We start from the raw sequence: 13,964 nt of genomic DNA, 5'->3' as shown, positions 1-13,964 counted from the left end.
GGGATGCGTGAGGAAGGGAAAGAATGCACCAGCCGACGGGGCCGTGTGCCGTCGCACGGCCTCCGTCGCCAGGACGGAGGCCGCCGGTTCAGGCGTCGCTGCGTTTCGCGCCGGCTTCCAGGCCGGACTTGAGGCTGGCCTCGACGAACTCGTCCAGGTCGCCGTCGAGCACCTTCTGGGTGTCCGAGCGCTCCACGCCGGTGCGCAGGTCCTTGATCCGGCTCTGGTCGAGCACGTAGTTGCGGATCTGGCTGCCCCAGCCGATGTCGGACTTGGTCGCCTCGACCGCGTCGCGTTCGGCATTGCGTTTCTGGATCTCCAGCTCATAGAGCTTGGCGGCCAGCATCTTCATCGCGTTGTCGCGGTTCTGGTGCTGGCTGCGCCCGGTCTGGCAGGCCACCACGATGCCGGTGGGCACGTGGGTGATGCGCACCGCCGACTCGGTCTTGTTGACGTGCTGGCCGCCGGCGCCGGAGGAGCGGTACACGTCGGTCTTCAGGTCGGCCGGATTGATGTCGATGTCGATGTTGTCGTCCACTTCCGGCGACACGAACACCGAGGTGAAGCTGGTATGGCGGCGGTTGTCCGAGTCGAACGGCGACTTGCGCACCAGCCGGTGCACGCCGGTCTCGGTCTTCAGCCAGCCGTAGGCGAAATCGCCTTCCACGCGCAGCGTGGCGGACTTGATCCCGGCCACTTCGCCGCCGGAGACTTCCATCAGCTCGGTCTTCCAGCCGCGCGACTCGCACCAGCGCAGGTACATGCGCAGCAGTATCTCGGCCCAGTCCTGGGCCTCGGTACCGCCGGCGCCGGCCTGGATGTCGACGAAGGCGTTGCTGGCGTCCATCTGCCCGGAGAACATGCGCTGGAATTCCAGCTTCTCCACCTGCGCCTGGAAGCGGTCGACGTCGGCCAGCACCGCCTGCGCGGTGGCCTCGTCGTTCTCGCTCTCGGCCAGTTCCAGGAATTCCAGCGATTCGTTCAGGCCATCGAGCACGCTGGCGATGCCGCCGACGGTCTTCTCCAGGCTGGCGCGTTCGCGGCCCAGGCCCTGGGCGCGCTCGGGGTCGTTCCAGACGTCGGGGCTTTCCAGCTCCCGGGTGACTTCCTCTAGACGCTCTTTCTTGGCGTCGTAGTCAAAGAAACCCCCGTAGCGACAGCACCCGATCGGACAGATCGGCGATGCGGTGGCGAATCGGATTGAGTTCGATCATTGCGGCTTTTTCCGGCAGACAAGAGCGCGATTCTAGCAATTCCGGCCGCTGCGCCACAGCGCTACTCGACCGGGGCGACCTCACCCTCCCCGGCCGCCACGCGCAGCGCGGCGCGGTAGCGGCGGCTGCACGGCACCTGGCTGCCGTCGCGCAGGTGCACGCGCGCCTCGCCCGCCTCCAGCGGCTCGATCGAGACCACGCTGGCTAGGTTGACGATGTAGCTACGGTGGATGCGCACGAACCGCGCCGGGTCCAGCCGCGCCTCGATCGCAGCCATGGTGCTGCGCAGCGGGTAGTCGTGGCCGCGCACGCGCAGGTTGACGTAGTTGCCGGCCGCCTGCAGCCACTCGATGTCGGCGGCGGCGACCAGGAAGTCGCGGCCCAGCTTGCGCACCAGGAAGCGCTCCGGCCGCTCCAGCGAGCCCACCGGCGGGCCGGCGTCGGGGGCACCCAGCAGTGCCGCCTCGCCCTGCCAGCGCCGCAGCAGGAACCGGTACATCTCCACGCACAGCGTGATCGAGGCCAGGCTGCGCACGTCCTTGAGGTATTCGTAGGCCAGCCCTTGCGGCCACGGGCCGAAGTCGTAGTGCTGGCCCTGCAGGCGGTAGACCAGGCTGCGCAAAGCGACCATGCCCAGCACGTGCAGCACCGACAGCGCCACGCTGCCCAACAGATAGCCCGGCAGCCGGCGTCGCCAGGTGTCCCAGTGCAGCGGATAGCGTCGGGTCAGCAGCACCACCAGCGGCACGATCAGCAGGAACATCAGCTGGCTGGACCATTCCCAGACCACCGGCTCCCACGCGGCGAAGTGCAGCCCGGTGTGACGGATGTCGATCAGCACCGTCACGCTGTTGGCGATGGCATTGATCAGGGTGAGCGCGACCCAGAAGCCGATCTCGAAGCTGCGGCGCCAGGGCTGGAAACGGGAATAGGCGCTGGCACCGGAGGGGGCTGACATCGGCAAAGTGTAGCGGCAGATCCTCGCTCGCCGATGCGCCAGGGACGATCAGCGCATCGGATTTGCGAGGCTTCGCCCCGTCCCCTCATCCGCCCCTACGGGGCACCTTCTCCCGGTGGGAGAAGGGAGACGCCAAAGCCCCTCTCCCATCGGGAGAGGGGTTGGGGTGAGGGTGCGGCGCCACGTGCGCCGGCGGACACCCAGCGACTCAGCCCCCCAGCGGCTGGCAGTGCTCCACCACCAACTGCACCGCACTGCCCCCGCGGTAGTCATCCGCGACAAGGCGATAGGCGATATGCACGCGACGGCCGGGTTCGCGACCGTGCCAGCCGTTGAAGTGGATGGCGTTCAGGGGCTCGGCGCGGCCGGGGCAGCGCAGGCTCAGCTTGAGATGGCGTTCCTTCAGCACGCGCCACTGCAGCACCTCGAATTCGCCGTCGAACAGCGGCTCGGGAAAGCCCTGCCCCCATGGCCCACCCTGGCGCAACGCCTCGGCGTGGCGATGGTCGAGTTCGTGCGGGTCCAGCGCACCATCGCTGAGCAGTTCGGCCTGCAGCAGTTCCGCGTCCAGGCTGGCCAGCGCGTGCGCGCGGAACACCTGTTCGAACTCGGCCAGTGCGTCCTGCGGCAGGCTCAGGCCCGCGGCCATGGCATGGCCGCCGAACTTCTCCAACAGCCCCGGCCGCTGCGCCTCCACCGCCGCCATCGCATCGCGGATGTGGAACCCGGGAATCGAACGCGCCGAGCCGCGCAACTGGGTGCTGCCCGGCTCGGCCGGGGCAAAGGCGATCACCGGCCGGTGCAGGCGATCCTTCATCTTCGACGCGACCAGGCCGATCACGCCGGGATGCCACTGCGCATCGAACAGGCACACCGCCACCGGCGGCTGCTCGGGCGCGGCCAGCAACGCCTTGGCCACCACCGCTTCGGCCTCGTCGGTCATCTGCTGCTGCACGGCGCGGCGCTCGGCGTTGATCTCTTCCAGCGTCGCGGCGATCGCACGCGCCTGCTGCGGGTCTTCGCACAGCAACAACTCGATGCCCAGGGCCATGTCCTCGAGGCGGCCGGCGGCGTTGAGCCGCGGCGCCAGCGCGAAGCCGATGTCGCTGGCGCTGAGCCGTGCCGGATCGCGACCGCTGGCTTCGATCAAGGCGCGCAGGCCGATGCAGCCCTCGCCACGCTGTAGCCGGCGCAGACCGGCCGACACCAGCGCCCGATTGTTCGGATCCAGCGGCACCAGGTCGGCGACGGTGCCGACCGCGACGAGGTCCAGCAGCACGCCCAGGTCCGGCGGCGCCGCCGCGAACGCGCCATGCGCGCGCAGGTGCCGGCGCAGCGCCAGCAGCACGTAGAAGATCACGCCGACGCCGGCCAGCATCTTGCTCGGGAACGCGTCGCCGGCCAGGTTCGGATCGACGATGGCATCGGCCGGCGGCAAGGCCGGCCCCGGCAGATGGTGGTCGGTGACCAGCACCTGCCAGCCCAGCGCCTTGGCCGCGGCGACGCCGGCATGGCAGGCGATGCCGTGGTCCACCGTGACCAGCAGGTCCGGCTGCAACGGCGCCAGTTCCGCCACCAGCGCCGGCGACAGGCCGTAGCCATGGACCATGCGGTTGGGCACCGCGTGCAGCACCTGCGCAGCGCCGAGCAGGCGCAGCCCGCGCACCGCCACCGCGCAGGCCGTGGCGCCGTCGCAATCGAAATCGCCGACCACCAGGATGCGCTTGCGCGCCGCGATCGCCTCGGCCAGCAACGCGACCGCGGCGTCGATGCCGCTCAGCGCATCGGGCGGCAGCAGTTGCGCCAGCTTGGGCTGCGCCAGGCCGCTGTCGTGGGCGCCGCGCGCGGCATAGATGCGCCGCAACAGCGGCAAGGTGGCCTCGTGCCACGGGCCGGCCGCGGCCGCCGCGGGCCGCCGCACGATGCGCGCGATGGCATTCATGCGTCCAGGCGCGACAGCGGCCGCCGCCACAGGCGCCAGCGTTGCGCGTGGGCGATGCGGAAACAGGTGCCGTCCTCGAAATCCAGCTGCAGTTGCTGCAGTTCGCCATCGCGCAGCGCCTGCAGCAGCGGCTGCACCACCTCGCCGACGAACTGCTCGGGCGCGCGCAGCTGGCGCAGGTCGACCAGCGCATCGACCCGCGGCGCCTGGCCCTCGGCGACCCCGATGCCGGCGGCCTGGGCCAGCGCACGCAACAGCGGATCGCGGCTGCGCACCTGCGCATGCGCGGTGCCGACCGACGCCGGCAGCCGGCCACCGCCCCAGAACCACAGCGAATTGATCGCCGGCTGGCCGCGGGCGACGCGCTCGCGGTTCCACGGATGCTGGTGCAGCACGATCTGCGCCTCGGTCAGCAACGCACGCCAGCGGCGCGCGTCCTCGCCCTGCGGCAGGTGATCGAACAGGTCCGCGCCGAGTACCTGCGCTGGCGCCGTGAACACCGGCAGCACGCTGTCGGCCGGCAGGCGCAGGTACCAACGGGTCGGATCGGGCGCATCCAGGGTCAACCCGCTCTCGGCGAACAAGGCCTGCACCGCCGGCAGCAGCGCGTCCAGGTCCACTGCGTCGAGCGGCAGCATGTCGCCATGCGCCATCAGCCGCGCGCCCTGCATGTCCGGCACCACGTAGGCCGGATCGGCGCGCAGCCACAGCAGGCCGTCGCCGGCATCGCCGGCGTCCAGTTGCCGGGTCAGCGCCGCGGCCGGCAGCGGTTGCTCCGCCAGCGCGAAATGGCGGCGCAACTGCGCCTCGCCACCCGGCGCGGCCTGCGTGCGGTCGGCACGGCCGAACGCGCGCGCCACCTCGCCGGCCAGCACGGCGCCGGCCAGGCGGACCCGCTCCGGCAACAGCAAGGTGGCGACCGCCATCGGATCAGCCGACGTAGGCGACGCTGACGATCTCGTACTCGCGGCGTCCGGCCGGGGCGTCGATGCTGACGCTGTCGCCTTCCATCTTGCCGATCAGCGCACGCGCCAACGGCGAGGAAATCGCGATCAGGCCCTGCTTGATGTCCGCCTCCAGGTCGCCGACCAGCTGGTAACGCTTCTCCTCGTCGGTCTCCACGTCGGCCAGGGTCACGGTGGCGCCGAACACCACCTTGCTGCCGACCGCCAGCTTGCTGACGTCGATGACCTCGGCGTGCGAGAGCTCGCTCTCCAGCTGCTTGATGCGACCTTCGATGAAGCCCTGCTGCTCGCGCGCGGCGTGGTACTCGGCGTTCTCCTTGAGATCGCCGTGCGCACGCGCCTCGGCGATCGCGGTGATGACCTCGGGACGCTTGACCGACTTCAGGTGATCCAGTTCCTCGCGCAACCGCTGCGCGCCTTGCATGGTGATCGGGGCTCTCACGCTTCCAGCTCCTTGTGCAGTTCCTGCAGCGCCCAGACCGGACCGGTGCCGCGGAATTCCAGTGAATGCACCAGCGCACGCGCGCCGGCGACCGTGGTCGAATAGGTGACGCGATGCTGCAGGGCTTCGCGACGGATCGAGAACGAGTCGGAGATCGCCGCCCGGCCCTCGGTGGTGTTGACGATATACACGATTTCGCCGTTCTTGATCAGATCGACGATGTGCGGGCGGCCCTCGGCGACCTTGTTGACCTGCTCGCACTGCAGGCCGTGCTGCTGCAACCAGGCGCAGGTGCCGCGGGTGGCGACGAGGGTGTAGCCGCGCTCGACCAGCGCCTGCGCCACCGGCAGCACGCGCTGCTTGTCCGGATCGCGCACCGACACGAAGGCCTTGCCCAGCGGCGGCGCCTTGATGCCGCCGGCTTCTTGCGCACGCGCGAACGCCGCGCCGAAGCTGCGGCCCACGCCCATCACCTCACCGGTGGAACGCATCTCCGGGCCGAGGATCGGATCGACGCCCTGGAACTTGGCGAACGGGAAGATCGCCTCCTTCACCGAGTAGTAGTCGGGCACGATTTCCTTCAGCGCGCCCTGCTCGGCCAGGGTCTTGCCGGCCATGCAGCGCGCAGCGATCTTGGCCAGCGGCACGCCGATCGCCTTGGACACGAACGGCACGGTGCGCGAGGCGCGCGGGTTCACTTCCAGCAGGTAGACGATGTCGTCGCCGGCATCGTTGACCTGCACCGCGAACTGGGTGTTCATCAGCCCGACCACGTTCAGCGCCTTGGCCAGTTCGACCACCTGGCGGCGCAGCTCGGTCTGGATGGCCGGCGACAGCGAGTACGGCGGCAGCGAGCAGGACGAATCGCCCGAGTGCACGCCGGCTTCCTCGATGTGCTCCATCACGCCGCCGATCAGCACCTGGCCGCTGTGGTCGGCGATGATGTCCACGTCCACTTCCACCGCGTTGTCGAGGAAGCGGTCCAGCAGCACTGGCGAATCGTTGGAGACCTTGACCGCGTCGCGCACGTAGCGCGCCAGGTCGGATTCGCCGTAGACGATCTCCATGGCGCGGCCGCCGAGCACGTAGCTCGGGCGCACCACCAGCGGATAGCCGATCTCGCGCGCCAGCACCAGCGCCTCATCGGCGTTGCGGGCGATGCGGTTCGGCGGCTGCTTCAGGCCCAGCTTGTCGACCAGCTGCTGGAAGCGCTCGCGGTCCTCGGCCAGGTCGATCGAGTCCGGCGAGGTGCCGATCACCGGCACGCTGTTGGCTTCCAGCGCGCGCGCCAGCTTCAGCGGGGTCTGCCCGCCGTACTGCACGATCACGCCCTTGGGCTGCTCCAGCTCGACGATCTCCAGCACGTCTTCCAGGGTCAGCGGTTCGAAGTAAAGGCGATCGGAGGTGTCGTAGTCGGTGGACACGGTCTCCGGATTGCAGTTGACCATGATGGTCTCGTAGCCGTCCTCGCGCAGCGCCAGCGCCGCGTGCACGCAGCAGTAGTCGAACTCGATGCCCTGGCCGATGCGGTTGGGACCGCCGCCGAGGATCATGATCTTGTCGCGGTCGCTCGGCGCGGCCTCGCACTCGTCCTCGTAGGTCGAGTACAGGTAGGCGGTGCTGGTGGCGAACTCGGCCGCGCACGAGTCCACCCGCTTGTACACCGGGCGCACCTTGTGCGCGCGGCGCAGCGCGCGCACCGCCGCTTCGTTGGTGCCGCACAGCTCGGCCAGGCGCGCATCGGAGAACCCGGCACGCTTGAGCGTGCGCAGGCGCTTGGCGTCCAGCGCACCGAGGCCGTCGGCAGCCAACTGCGCTTCCTGCGCGATCAGGTCTTCCATCTGGTCGAGGAACCAGGGATCGATGAACGACAGCGCGTGGACCTGCTCCACGCTCATGCCGGCGCGGAACGCATCGGCGACATAGAACAGCCGCTCCGGACCGGGCGCCTTCAGCTCGCGCTTGAGCGTGGCTAGGTCGTCTTCGCTGCTCAGGTCCAGGCCGGTCGGGTCCAGGCCGATCTTGCCGGTCTCCAGGCCGCGCAACGCCTTCTGCAGCGATTCGGAGAAGGTGCGGCCCATCGCCATCACCTCGCCCACCGACTTCATCTGCGTGGTCAGGCGCGCGTCGGCCTGCGGGAACTTCTCGAAGGCGAAGCGCGGGATCTTGGTGACCACGTAGTCGATCGACGGCTCGAACGAGGCCGGAGTCAGCCCGCCGGTGATCTCGTTCTTCAGCTCGTCCAGGGTGTAGCCGACCGCCAGCTTGGCCGCGACCTTGGCGATCGGGAAGCCGGTGGCCTTGGAGGCCAGCGCCGAGGAGCGCGACACGCGCGGGTTCATCTCGATCACCACCACGCGGCCGGTCTGCGCGTTGATGCCGAACTGCACGTTGGAGCCGCCGGTATCCACGCCGATCTTGCGCAGCACCGCGATCGAGGCATCGCGCAGGCGCTGGTATTCCTTGTCGGTGAGGGTCTGTGCCGGGGCCACGGTGATCGAGTCGCCGGTGTGCACGCCCATCGGGTCCAGATTCTCGATCGAGCAGACGATGATGCAGTTGTCCGCGGTGTCGCGGACCACTTCCATCTCGAACTCCTTCCAGCCCAGCACCGACTCCTCGACCAGCACTTCGCTGGTCGGCGACAGTTCCAGGCCGCGGCCGACGATCTCGATCAGTTCTTCGCGGTTGTAGGCGATGCCGCCGCCGCTGCCGCCGAGGGTGAAGCTGGGGCGGATAATGGTCGGGTAGCCGACCGTGGCCTGGATCTCCAGCGCCTCTTCCAGGGTATGCGCCACCGCCGCCTTGGGGCACTCCAGGCCGATCTCGCCCATCGCCACGCGGAACAGCTCGCGGTCTTCGGCCATGCGGATGGCCTCGCGCTTGGCGCCGATCAGCTCGACGCCGTACTTCTCCAGCACGCCGTGGTCGGCCAGGTCCAGCGCGCAGTTCAGCGCGGTCTGCCCGCCCATGGTCGGCAGCAGCGCATCGGGCTTTTCCTTGGCGATGATCTTCTCGACCGTCTGCCAGTTGATCGGCTCGATGTACACGGCGTCGGCCATGTTCGGGTCGGTCATGATCGTGGCCGGGTTGCTGTTGACCAGCACCACGCGGTAGCCCTCGTCGCGCAGCGCCTTGCACGCCTGCGCGCCGGAATAGTCGAACTCGCAGGCCTGGCCGATGACGATCGGGCCGGCGCCGATGATGAGGATGGTTTGGAGGTCGGTGCGCTTGGGCATTTCTTTCTCGAAGTCTGGACTTTCGACGTGTGTGAGGCTGAGCGTCTAACGTTTAGAGTCGTTCAGGAAAAATCGGATTCGGACAATCGACAACGATTGACCAGCTCATCCCCAAGCGCTGCCTGCTGCGCTTCCGTCATGGCAGGGGGAGTCAGCGGCGGTGCCGCGCGGAACACCATGCCTGCAGGCGAAGCGATGAACTCCTGCGTCTGCGCCGCTTGAGCAGGGCTCATTCCAAGCAGCAATTCGGCGCGATCAGGCACGGGTCGGCTCAGAAAAACGGCCTTTGCAGCCGCGGCCACATACTGCATGTAGCGCTGACCAGCAGCTGTCTTGGAAAACTGGATCCAGCGCTCTGCCTTGTCGTCATCCTGGAAGAGGGTCTTCAACTGCGCCACGGTATTCCGCGCGATCGTCTCTCCCACGAGCCCAGCAATGCAGCCTTTTTGATCTGAACCGAGTTTTTGGAACAACGGCGCTGATGCCACCGAGTCCTTGGCGTAGATGGACACCGCCTCTTTCAATCCGAGGATCTGGAAAAGTTGCGACGCTTGCCCATCCGATACGTCGGAGGCCGTTGCAGCTCCACTGCACGCGAGAAGAATCGCCAACGTCAGCTGGCGAAGGTTCATGCGCCAGCCGCCGCCATCAGCGCGGTGAAGCGATCGAACAGCGGCGCCACGTCGCGCGGACCCGGCGAGGCTTCAGGATGGCCCTGGAAGCTGAAGGCCGGCGCGTCGGTGAGCGCGATGCCCTGGTTGCTGCCGTCGAACAACGAGCGATGGGTGACGCGCACGTTGGCCGGCAAGGTCGCCTCGTCCACCGCGAAGCCGTGGTTCTGCGAGGTGATCATCACCCGGCCGCTGTCCAGGTCCTGCACCGGGTGGTTGGCGCCGTGGTGGCCGTGGCCCATCTTCAGGGTCTGCGCACCGGCGGCCAGCGCCAGCAACTGGTGGCCCAGGCAGATGCCGAAGGTCGGGATCTTGCGCGCCAGCAGTTCCTGGATCGCGGCGATCGCGTAGTCGCAGGGCGCCGGGTCGCCGGGACCGTTGGACAGGAACACGCCGTGCGGGTTCATCGCCAGCACCTCGGCGACCGGCGTCTGCGCCGGCACCACGGTCACCTCGCAGCCGCGCTCGGCGAGCATGCGCAGGATGTTGAGCTTGACCCCGTAGTCGTAGGCGACGACCTTGAACCTGGGCTCGGCCTGCACGAACGCGTTGCTGTCCAGGTCGAGCTGACCGTCACGCCAGGGATAGGCCTTGTCGGTGGACACCACCTTGGCCAGGTCCATGCCCTTCAGCCCCGGAAACGCGCGCGCCGCTTCCAGCGCGGTGTCCACGTTGACCTCGCCGGCCATCAGCGCGCCGTTCTGCGAGCCCTTCTCGCGCAGGATGCGGGTCAGCTTGCGGGTGTCGATGCCGACGATGGCGACCACGCCGCGCTGGATCAGCCAGTCCGGCAGCGCCACCTGGTTGCGCCAGTTGCTGGGGCGGCGCGGCACGTCGCGCACGATCAGGCCGGCCGACCAGACCTGGGCGGCCTCGTCGTCCTGGTCGGTGCAGCCGGTGTTGCCGATATGCGGATACGTCAGCGTGACCAGTTGGCGGGCGTATGAGGGATCGGTGAGGATCTCCTGGTAGCCGGTCATGGCGGTGTTGAACACCACTTCGCCGACGGACAGGCCGGCAGCGCCTACGGATTCGCCCTCGAACACGGTGCCGTCTTCAAGGACAAGGATTGCGGGTTGAGTCACGGGGTTCGCCTTGGGGAGAGAGGAACCCTGCCCCACCAACTTGCAGGCTGCAAGAAACCGCGAACTCGGCGCTTCTCCGGGTCCGTGGCGATGGGTAACAGGCGAGCGAGAATTGTACCGGCGCGGGGCGGTCCGCGCCAGCCGTTTGGGTGAAGCGCCTGTTCAGCCGAGCAGGTCGCGCAGCCGGTAGGCCCCGGGCGCACGCCCCGGCAGGCGCGTGGCGGCATGCAAAGCGCCGCGGGCGAAGATGTCGCGGTTGCTGGCGCGGTGCACCAGTTCCACCCGCTCGCCGAGCCCGGCGAACTGCACCAGATGCTCGCCGACGATGTCGCCGGCGCGCAGGCTGGCGTAACGCGGGGTGGCACCGCCTTGCGCCGCCGCGTCGCCGAGGGTCAGCGCGGTGCCGGAGGGCGCGTCCTGCTTGTGCACGTGGTGGGATTCGACGATGTCGCAGTCCCAGCCCGGCAGCGCCGCGGCGGCGCGCTCGACCAGATCGTGCAGCACCGCCACGCCCAGGCTGAAGTTCGACGCCCAGATCAAGGGAATGCGCTCGGCGGCGGCGGCCAGCGCCTGCCGCTGCGTCTCCTCCAGCCCGGTGGTGCCGGACACCAGCGCCGCGCCGCGCGCGGTGCACAAGGCCAGCACCGGGTCGAAGCCCTGCGGCAGGCTGAAATCGATCGCCACGTCGAAGGTCGGCACCCCGCCCAACTCGGCCGCGGCGAAGTACGGCACCCCGTCGATCACCCGCTGCGACGGCGCCCGCCGCACCACCGCGGCCACCACCTGCAGCGCCGGGTCCTGCGCGGCCAGCCGCAACAACGCCTGGCCCATCCGGCCGGACGCACCATGGATCAACACACGCAGCGGAGAAGTCGTCATCGGCACAAGGCTAGCGGTTTGCGCGCGGGTGCGACAGAGGGCGCGTGCCGTGGATGGCAGGCGGCGGGCGCCGAAGCGTCCCCGGGTCGTCGATGAAAGAGGTGACGCGTGCCCGCGTGGACAGTGCTCGGTGCCGGCGAGCGCCGCGCTTGGTTCGTCGCGGCTGAAGCCGCTCGTACAGACCATCAACGGCGTCGCTTGCCGGGAAGTGGGTGGGAGGGGCTTCAGCCCCGACGCGGTGCCACCCAATCACGCCACACACGACGACAGACATAGGAATGGCGGCGCCTTGCCTGCCCTACTCCGGCGCCTGCCCCTGCAAGCGCTTGTCCCAATCCTCCACCGCGCGCTGCGCCAGGCGCCGCTCGAACAAGGTGCGCCAGTTCGGCACCAGTGGCAGCGCCAGCACCTCCTGCAGTTGCGCCGGGTCGATCTCGCGCCGGTACAGCAGGCCGACCAGGCGCGCCAACGACCACTGCGGATACGGACGCTCCAGCAGCGCCAACCTGTCGCCGGCGGCGACCTCGCCGGGCTGCAGCACCCGGTAGTACCAGCCGGTACGGCCGCTGTCCTGCACGCGCCGCGCCAGCGCGGCAACGCCGAAACGGTCGGACAGCTTCCAGCACGGCTGCCGCGACTGCGAGACCTCGACCATAGCCGTGCCCAGGCGCAGCCGGTCACCCAGGCACAGGTCGGCTTCGGTCACGCCGCAACTGCTGAGGTTTTCGCCGAACGCGCCCGGCGCGTCCAGCAAGGCATGCGCGCCCAGTTCCTCGCGCCAGGCCGGGTAATGGTCGCGCGGATAATGGTGCAAGGCCTTGTCGGGGCCGCCATGCACACGGCGGTCGCCCTGCTCGTCCAGTTCCAGCCCCTCCAGCCCGATGCGCAGGCGCCCGGCCTGCGGTCGCTTGTCGATCGCGCTGCGGCTGCCCGGGCGGGTGAACGCCTGGGCGCGGCCGACCAGGACCGCATCGATGGTCCACGCTGCCACGGCGGAACCGGAGGGTGTCATGGACGGCACGACGCCGGACTCAGGCCGTCGCGCGCAGGTGCGCGGCGACCTCGTCCTGCAACAGAGCGCCGAGGATGCGCACCCCCATTTCGATGCGTTCGGCCGGCACGGTCACGAACGAGAGCCGCAGGGTATTGCGCTGCGGCGCGACCGCGAAGAACGGCGCACCCGGCACGAAGGCCACATTGCGCTCGATCGCCTTGCTCAGCAGCGCGCCGCCGTCCATGCCCGCCGGCAACTCGACCCAGATGAACATGCCGCCGGCCGGGCGATTCCAGCGCACCTGCGCGGGGAAATACTTGCCCAGGGCGGCGAGCATCTGCTCGCAGCGGCTGGCGTACAGCGCACGGATGCCAGGGATGTGTGCATCCAGGAAGCCGTCCTGCACCGCCTCATGGACGATGCGCTGGCTGAACGACGGGGTGTGCAGGTCGGCGGCCTGCTTGGCCTGCACCAGCTTGGCGTGCACCGCTTCCGGCGCGACCACGTAGCCCAGGCGCAGGCCGGGCGCGAACACCTTGGAGAACGAGCCCATGTAGATGGCGCCGTCCGGGTTCATCGACAGCAGGCTCGGCAGCGTGTCGCCGCCGTAGCACAGCTCGCCGTAGGGATCGTCCTCGACGATCGGCACGCCGGCCTCGGCCGCACGCGCCACCAGCGCCTGGCGCCGGTGCAGCGGCAGGCGCCGCCCGGTCGGATTCTGGAAGTTCGGCAGCACGTACATGAAGCGCGCGCCGGCCAGTTGCGCATCGTCCAGCGCGTCCACCACCACGCCGTCGTCGTCCGACTGCATTGCCGCGAACGCCGGCTGAAACAGCGAGAACGCCTGCAGCGCACCGAGATAGCTGGGCGTTTCCACCAGTACCTTGCTGCCCTCGTCGATGAACACCTTGCCGAGCAGGTCCAGGCCCTGCTGCGACCCGGTGGTGATCAGCACCTGGCTGGGTCGGATGCTGGCGCCATCGCGGCTCAGCCGCGCCGCCACCCATTCGCGCAGCAACAGATAGCCCTCGGTCGGCCCGTACTGCAGCGCCGCCTGCGGCGCATCGCGCAGCACCTTGTCGCAGGCCTCGCGCATGCGCGCGACCGGGAAGGTATCCGGCGACGGCAGGCCACCGGCAAAGGAGATCACTTCCGGACGTTCGGTGACCTTGAGGATTTCGCGGATCGCCGAACTGGTCAGCGCCTGCGCACGGCGGGAGAACGGGAATGGATTGGTCATCGGAATAGGATAGTCGCCGCCCTCGCCGCGCGCATGTGCGGCGCACAAGCAGGCGCAGGCCGGCAACGCGTGGCGCGACTCAGTGTCGCCGCGGCGGCGTCGGCCCGCAGCTGTCGCAGCCGCCGCAGGCGCCAGCGCCGGCGCTGGCCGGCGGTGCGATGCGCCGCCCCAGCGCCTGCAGCCAGGCCGCCCGGCCGGGCCTGAGCAGGCGTAGTGCGAGTGCGCCGCGCAGCTTGCGCGCGGCGCCCGGGAATTGCTTCTTCAGCACCACCCAGGCGCTGACCAGTACCGCCAGCGCGATCACCAGGTACTGCAGCAGCAGCGAGGTGCTCACT

12 protein-coding genes are annotated in these 13,964 nt (G+C 69.3%); all 12 read right to left on the bottom strand.

The features are described from left to right. Positions 1 to 88: 88 nt before the first annotated feature. Positions 89 to 1,214 (bottom strand): peptide chain release factor 2 gene (gene prfB, locus M3U25_RS05345; protein WP_100224025.1). Its coding sequence is split into 2 segments (ribosomal slippage): positions 89 to 1,138 and positions 1,140 to 1,214, totalling 1,125 coding nucleotides; the frame shifts between segments, so codons are not numbered across the junction. 61 nt (positions 1,215 to 1,275) lie between these two features. Continuing rightward, positions 1,276 to 2,172, bottom strand: coding sequence for a LytTR family DNA-binding domain-containing protein (locus tag M3U25_RS05340; protein ID WP_355499375.1), 897 nt, complete (start codon positions 2,170 to 2,172; stop codon positions 1,276 to 1,278). Positions 2,173 to 2,380: 208 nt separating this feature from the next. Then, positions 2,381 to 4,114, bottom strand: coding sequence for a single-stranded-DNA-specific exonuclease RecJ (gene recJ / locus M3U25_RS05335; RefSeq protein ID WP_355499379.1), 1,734 nt, complete (start codon positions 4,112 to 4,114; stop codon positions 2,381 to 2,383). Beyond that, positions 4,111 to 5,040: a phosphoglycerate mutase gene (locus M3U25_RS05330; protein ID WP_355499382.1), complete on the bottom strand. Its 930-nt coding sequence runs from the start codon at positions 5,038 to 5,040 to the stop codon at positions 4,111 to 4,113. Before M3U25_RS05330 ends, recJ begins: the two co-directional genes overlap by 4 nt. A 4-nt stretch (positions 5,041 to 5,044) precedes the next feature. Then, the gene (gene greA / locus M3U25_RS05325) at positions 5,045 to 5,509 is read right to left on the bottom strand and encodes a transcription elongation factor GreA (RefSeq protein WP_184502593.1); all 465 of its coding nucleotides are present in this window, start codon (positions 5,507 to 5,509) and stop codon (positions 5,045 to 5,047) included. 8 nt (positions 5,510 to 5,517) lie between these two features. Continuing rightward, positions 5,518 to 8,760, bottom strand: a complete 3,243-nt coding sequence (carB, locus tag M3U25_RS05320; RefSeq protein WP_355499385.1) for a carbamoyl-phosphate synthase large subunit — start codon at positions 8,758 to 8,760, stop codon at positions 5,518 to 5,520. A 62-nt stretch (positions 8,761 to 8,822) separates the two neighbouring features. Next, a complete protein-coding gene (locus M3U25_RS05315; RefSeq protein WP_355499388.1) occupies positions 8,823 to 9,392 on the bottom strand; it encodes a hypothetical protein in 570 nt (189 codons plus the stop codon). Continuing rightward, positions 9,389 to 10,516 carry a glutamine-hydrolyzing carbamoyl-phosphate synthase small subunit gene (carA, locus tag M3U25_RS05310; RefSeq protein WP_355499391.1) on the bottom strand — a complete coding sequence of 376 codons (1,128 nt, stop codon included), beginning with the start codon at positions 10,514 to 10,516 and terminating at the stop codon, positions 9,389 to 9,391. Before carA ends, M3U25_RS05315 begins: the two co-directional genes overlap by 4 nt. 162 nt (positions 10,517 to 10,678) lie before the next feature. Continuing rightward, the gene (gene dapB, locus M3U25_RS05305) at positions 10,679 to 11,395 is read right to left on the bottom strand and encodes a 4-hydroxy-tetrahydrodipicolinate reductase (RefSeq protein WP_355499395.1); all 717 of its coding nucleotides are present in this window, start codon (positions 11,393 to 11,395) and stop codon (positions 10,679 to 10,681) included. Between the two features lie 298 nt (positions 11,396 to 11,693). Continuing rightward, positions 11,694 to 12,407, bottom strand: coding sequence for an MOSC domain-containing protein (locus M3U25_RS05300; protein ID WP_355499397.1), 714 nt, complete (start codon positions 12,405 to 12,407; stop codon positions 11,694 to 11,696). 19 nt (positions 12,408 to 12,426) lie between these two features. Next, a complete protein-coding gene (locus tag M3U25_RS05295; protein WP_355499400.1) occupies positions 12,427 to 13,629 on the bottom strand; it encodes a PLP-dependent aminotransferase family protein in 1,203 nt (400 codons plus the stop codon). A gap of 79 nt (positions 13,630 to 13,708) precedes the next feature. After that, entirely contained in the window at positions 13,709 to 13,963 is a 255-nt protein-coding gene (locus M3U25_RS05290) for a DUF6587 family protein (RefSeq protein WP_355499403.1), read from the bottom strand. Position 13,964 lies beyond the last annotated feature (1 nt).

Origin of the sequence: Xanthomonas sp. PPL134, from assembly GCF_040595915.1 — a bacterium.
In the GTDB taxonomy this organism is placed as follows: Bacteria; Pseudomonadota; Gammaproteobacteria; order Xanthomonadales; family Xanthomonadaceae; genus Xanthomonas_A; species Xanthomonas_A indica.
This window is presented reverse-complemented; position numbering and strand designations above follow the sequence as displayed.

Coding starts and splice junctions, on each gene's coding strand:
- M3U25_RS05340 (WP_355499375.1), bottom strand. CDS start 2,172: ATGTCAGCCCCCTCCGGTGCCAGCGCCTATTCCCGTTTCCAGCCCTGG.
- recJ (WP_355499379.1), bottom strand. CDS start 4,114: ATGAATGCCATCGCGCGCATCGTGCGGCGGCCCGCGGCGGCCGCGGCC.
- M3U25_RS05330 (WP_355499382.1), bottom strand. CDS start 5,040: ATGGCGGTCGCCACCTTGCTGTTGCCGGAGCGGGTCCGCCTGGCCGGC.
- carB (WP_355499385.1), bottom strand. CDS start 8,760: ATGCCCAAGCGCACCGACCTCCAAACCATCCTCATCATCGGCGCCGGC.
- M3U25_RS05315 (WP_355499388.1), bottom strand. CDS start 9,392: ATGAACCTTCGCCAGCTGACGTTGGCGATTCTTCTCGCGTGCAGTGGA.
- dapB (WP_355499395.1), bottom strand. CDS start 11,395: ATGACGACTTCTCCGCTGCGTGTGTTGATCCATGGTGCGTCCGGCCGG.
- M3U25_RS05300 (WP_355499397.1), bottom strand. CDS start 12,407: ATGACACCCTCCGGTTCCGCCGTGGCAGCGTGGACCATCGATGCGGTC.
- M3U25_RS05295 (WP_355499400.1), bottom strand. CDS start 13,629: ATGACCAATCCATTCCCGTTCTCCCGCCGTGCGCAGGCGCTGACCAGT.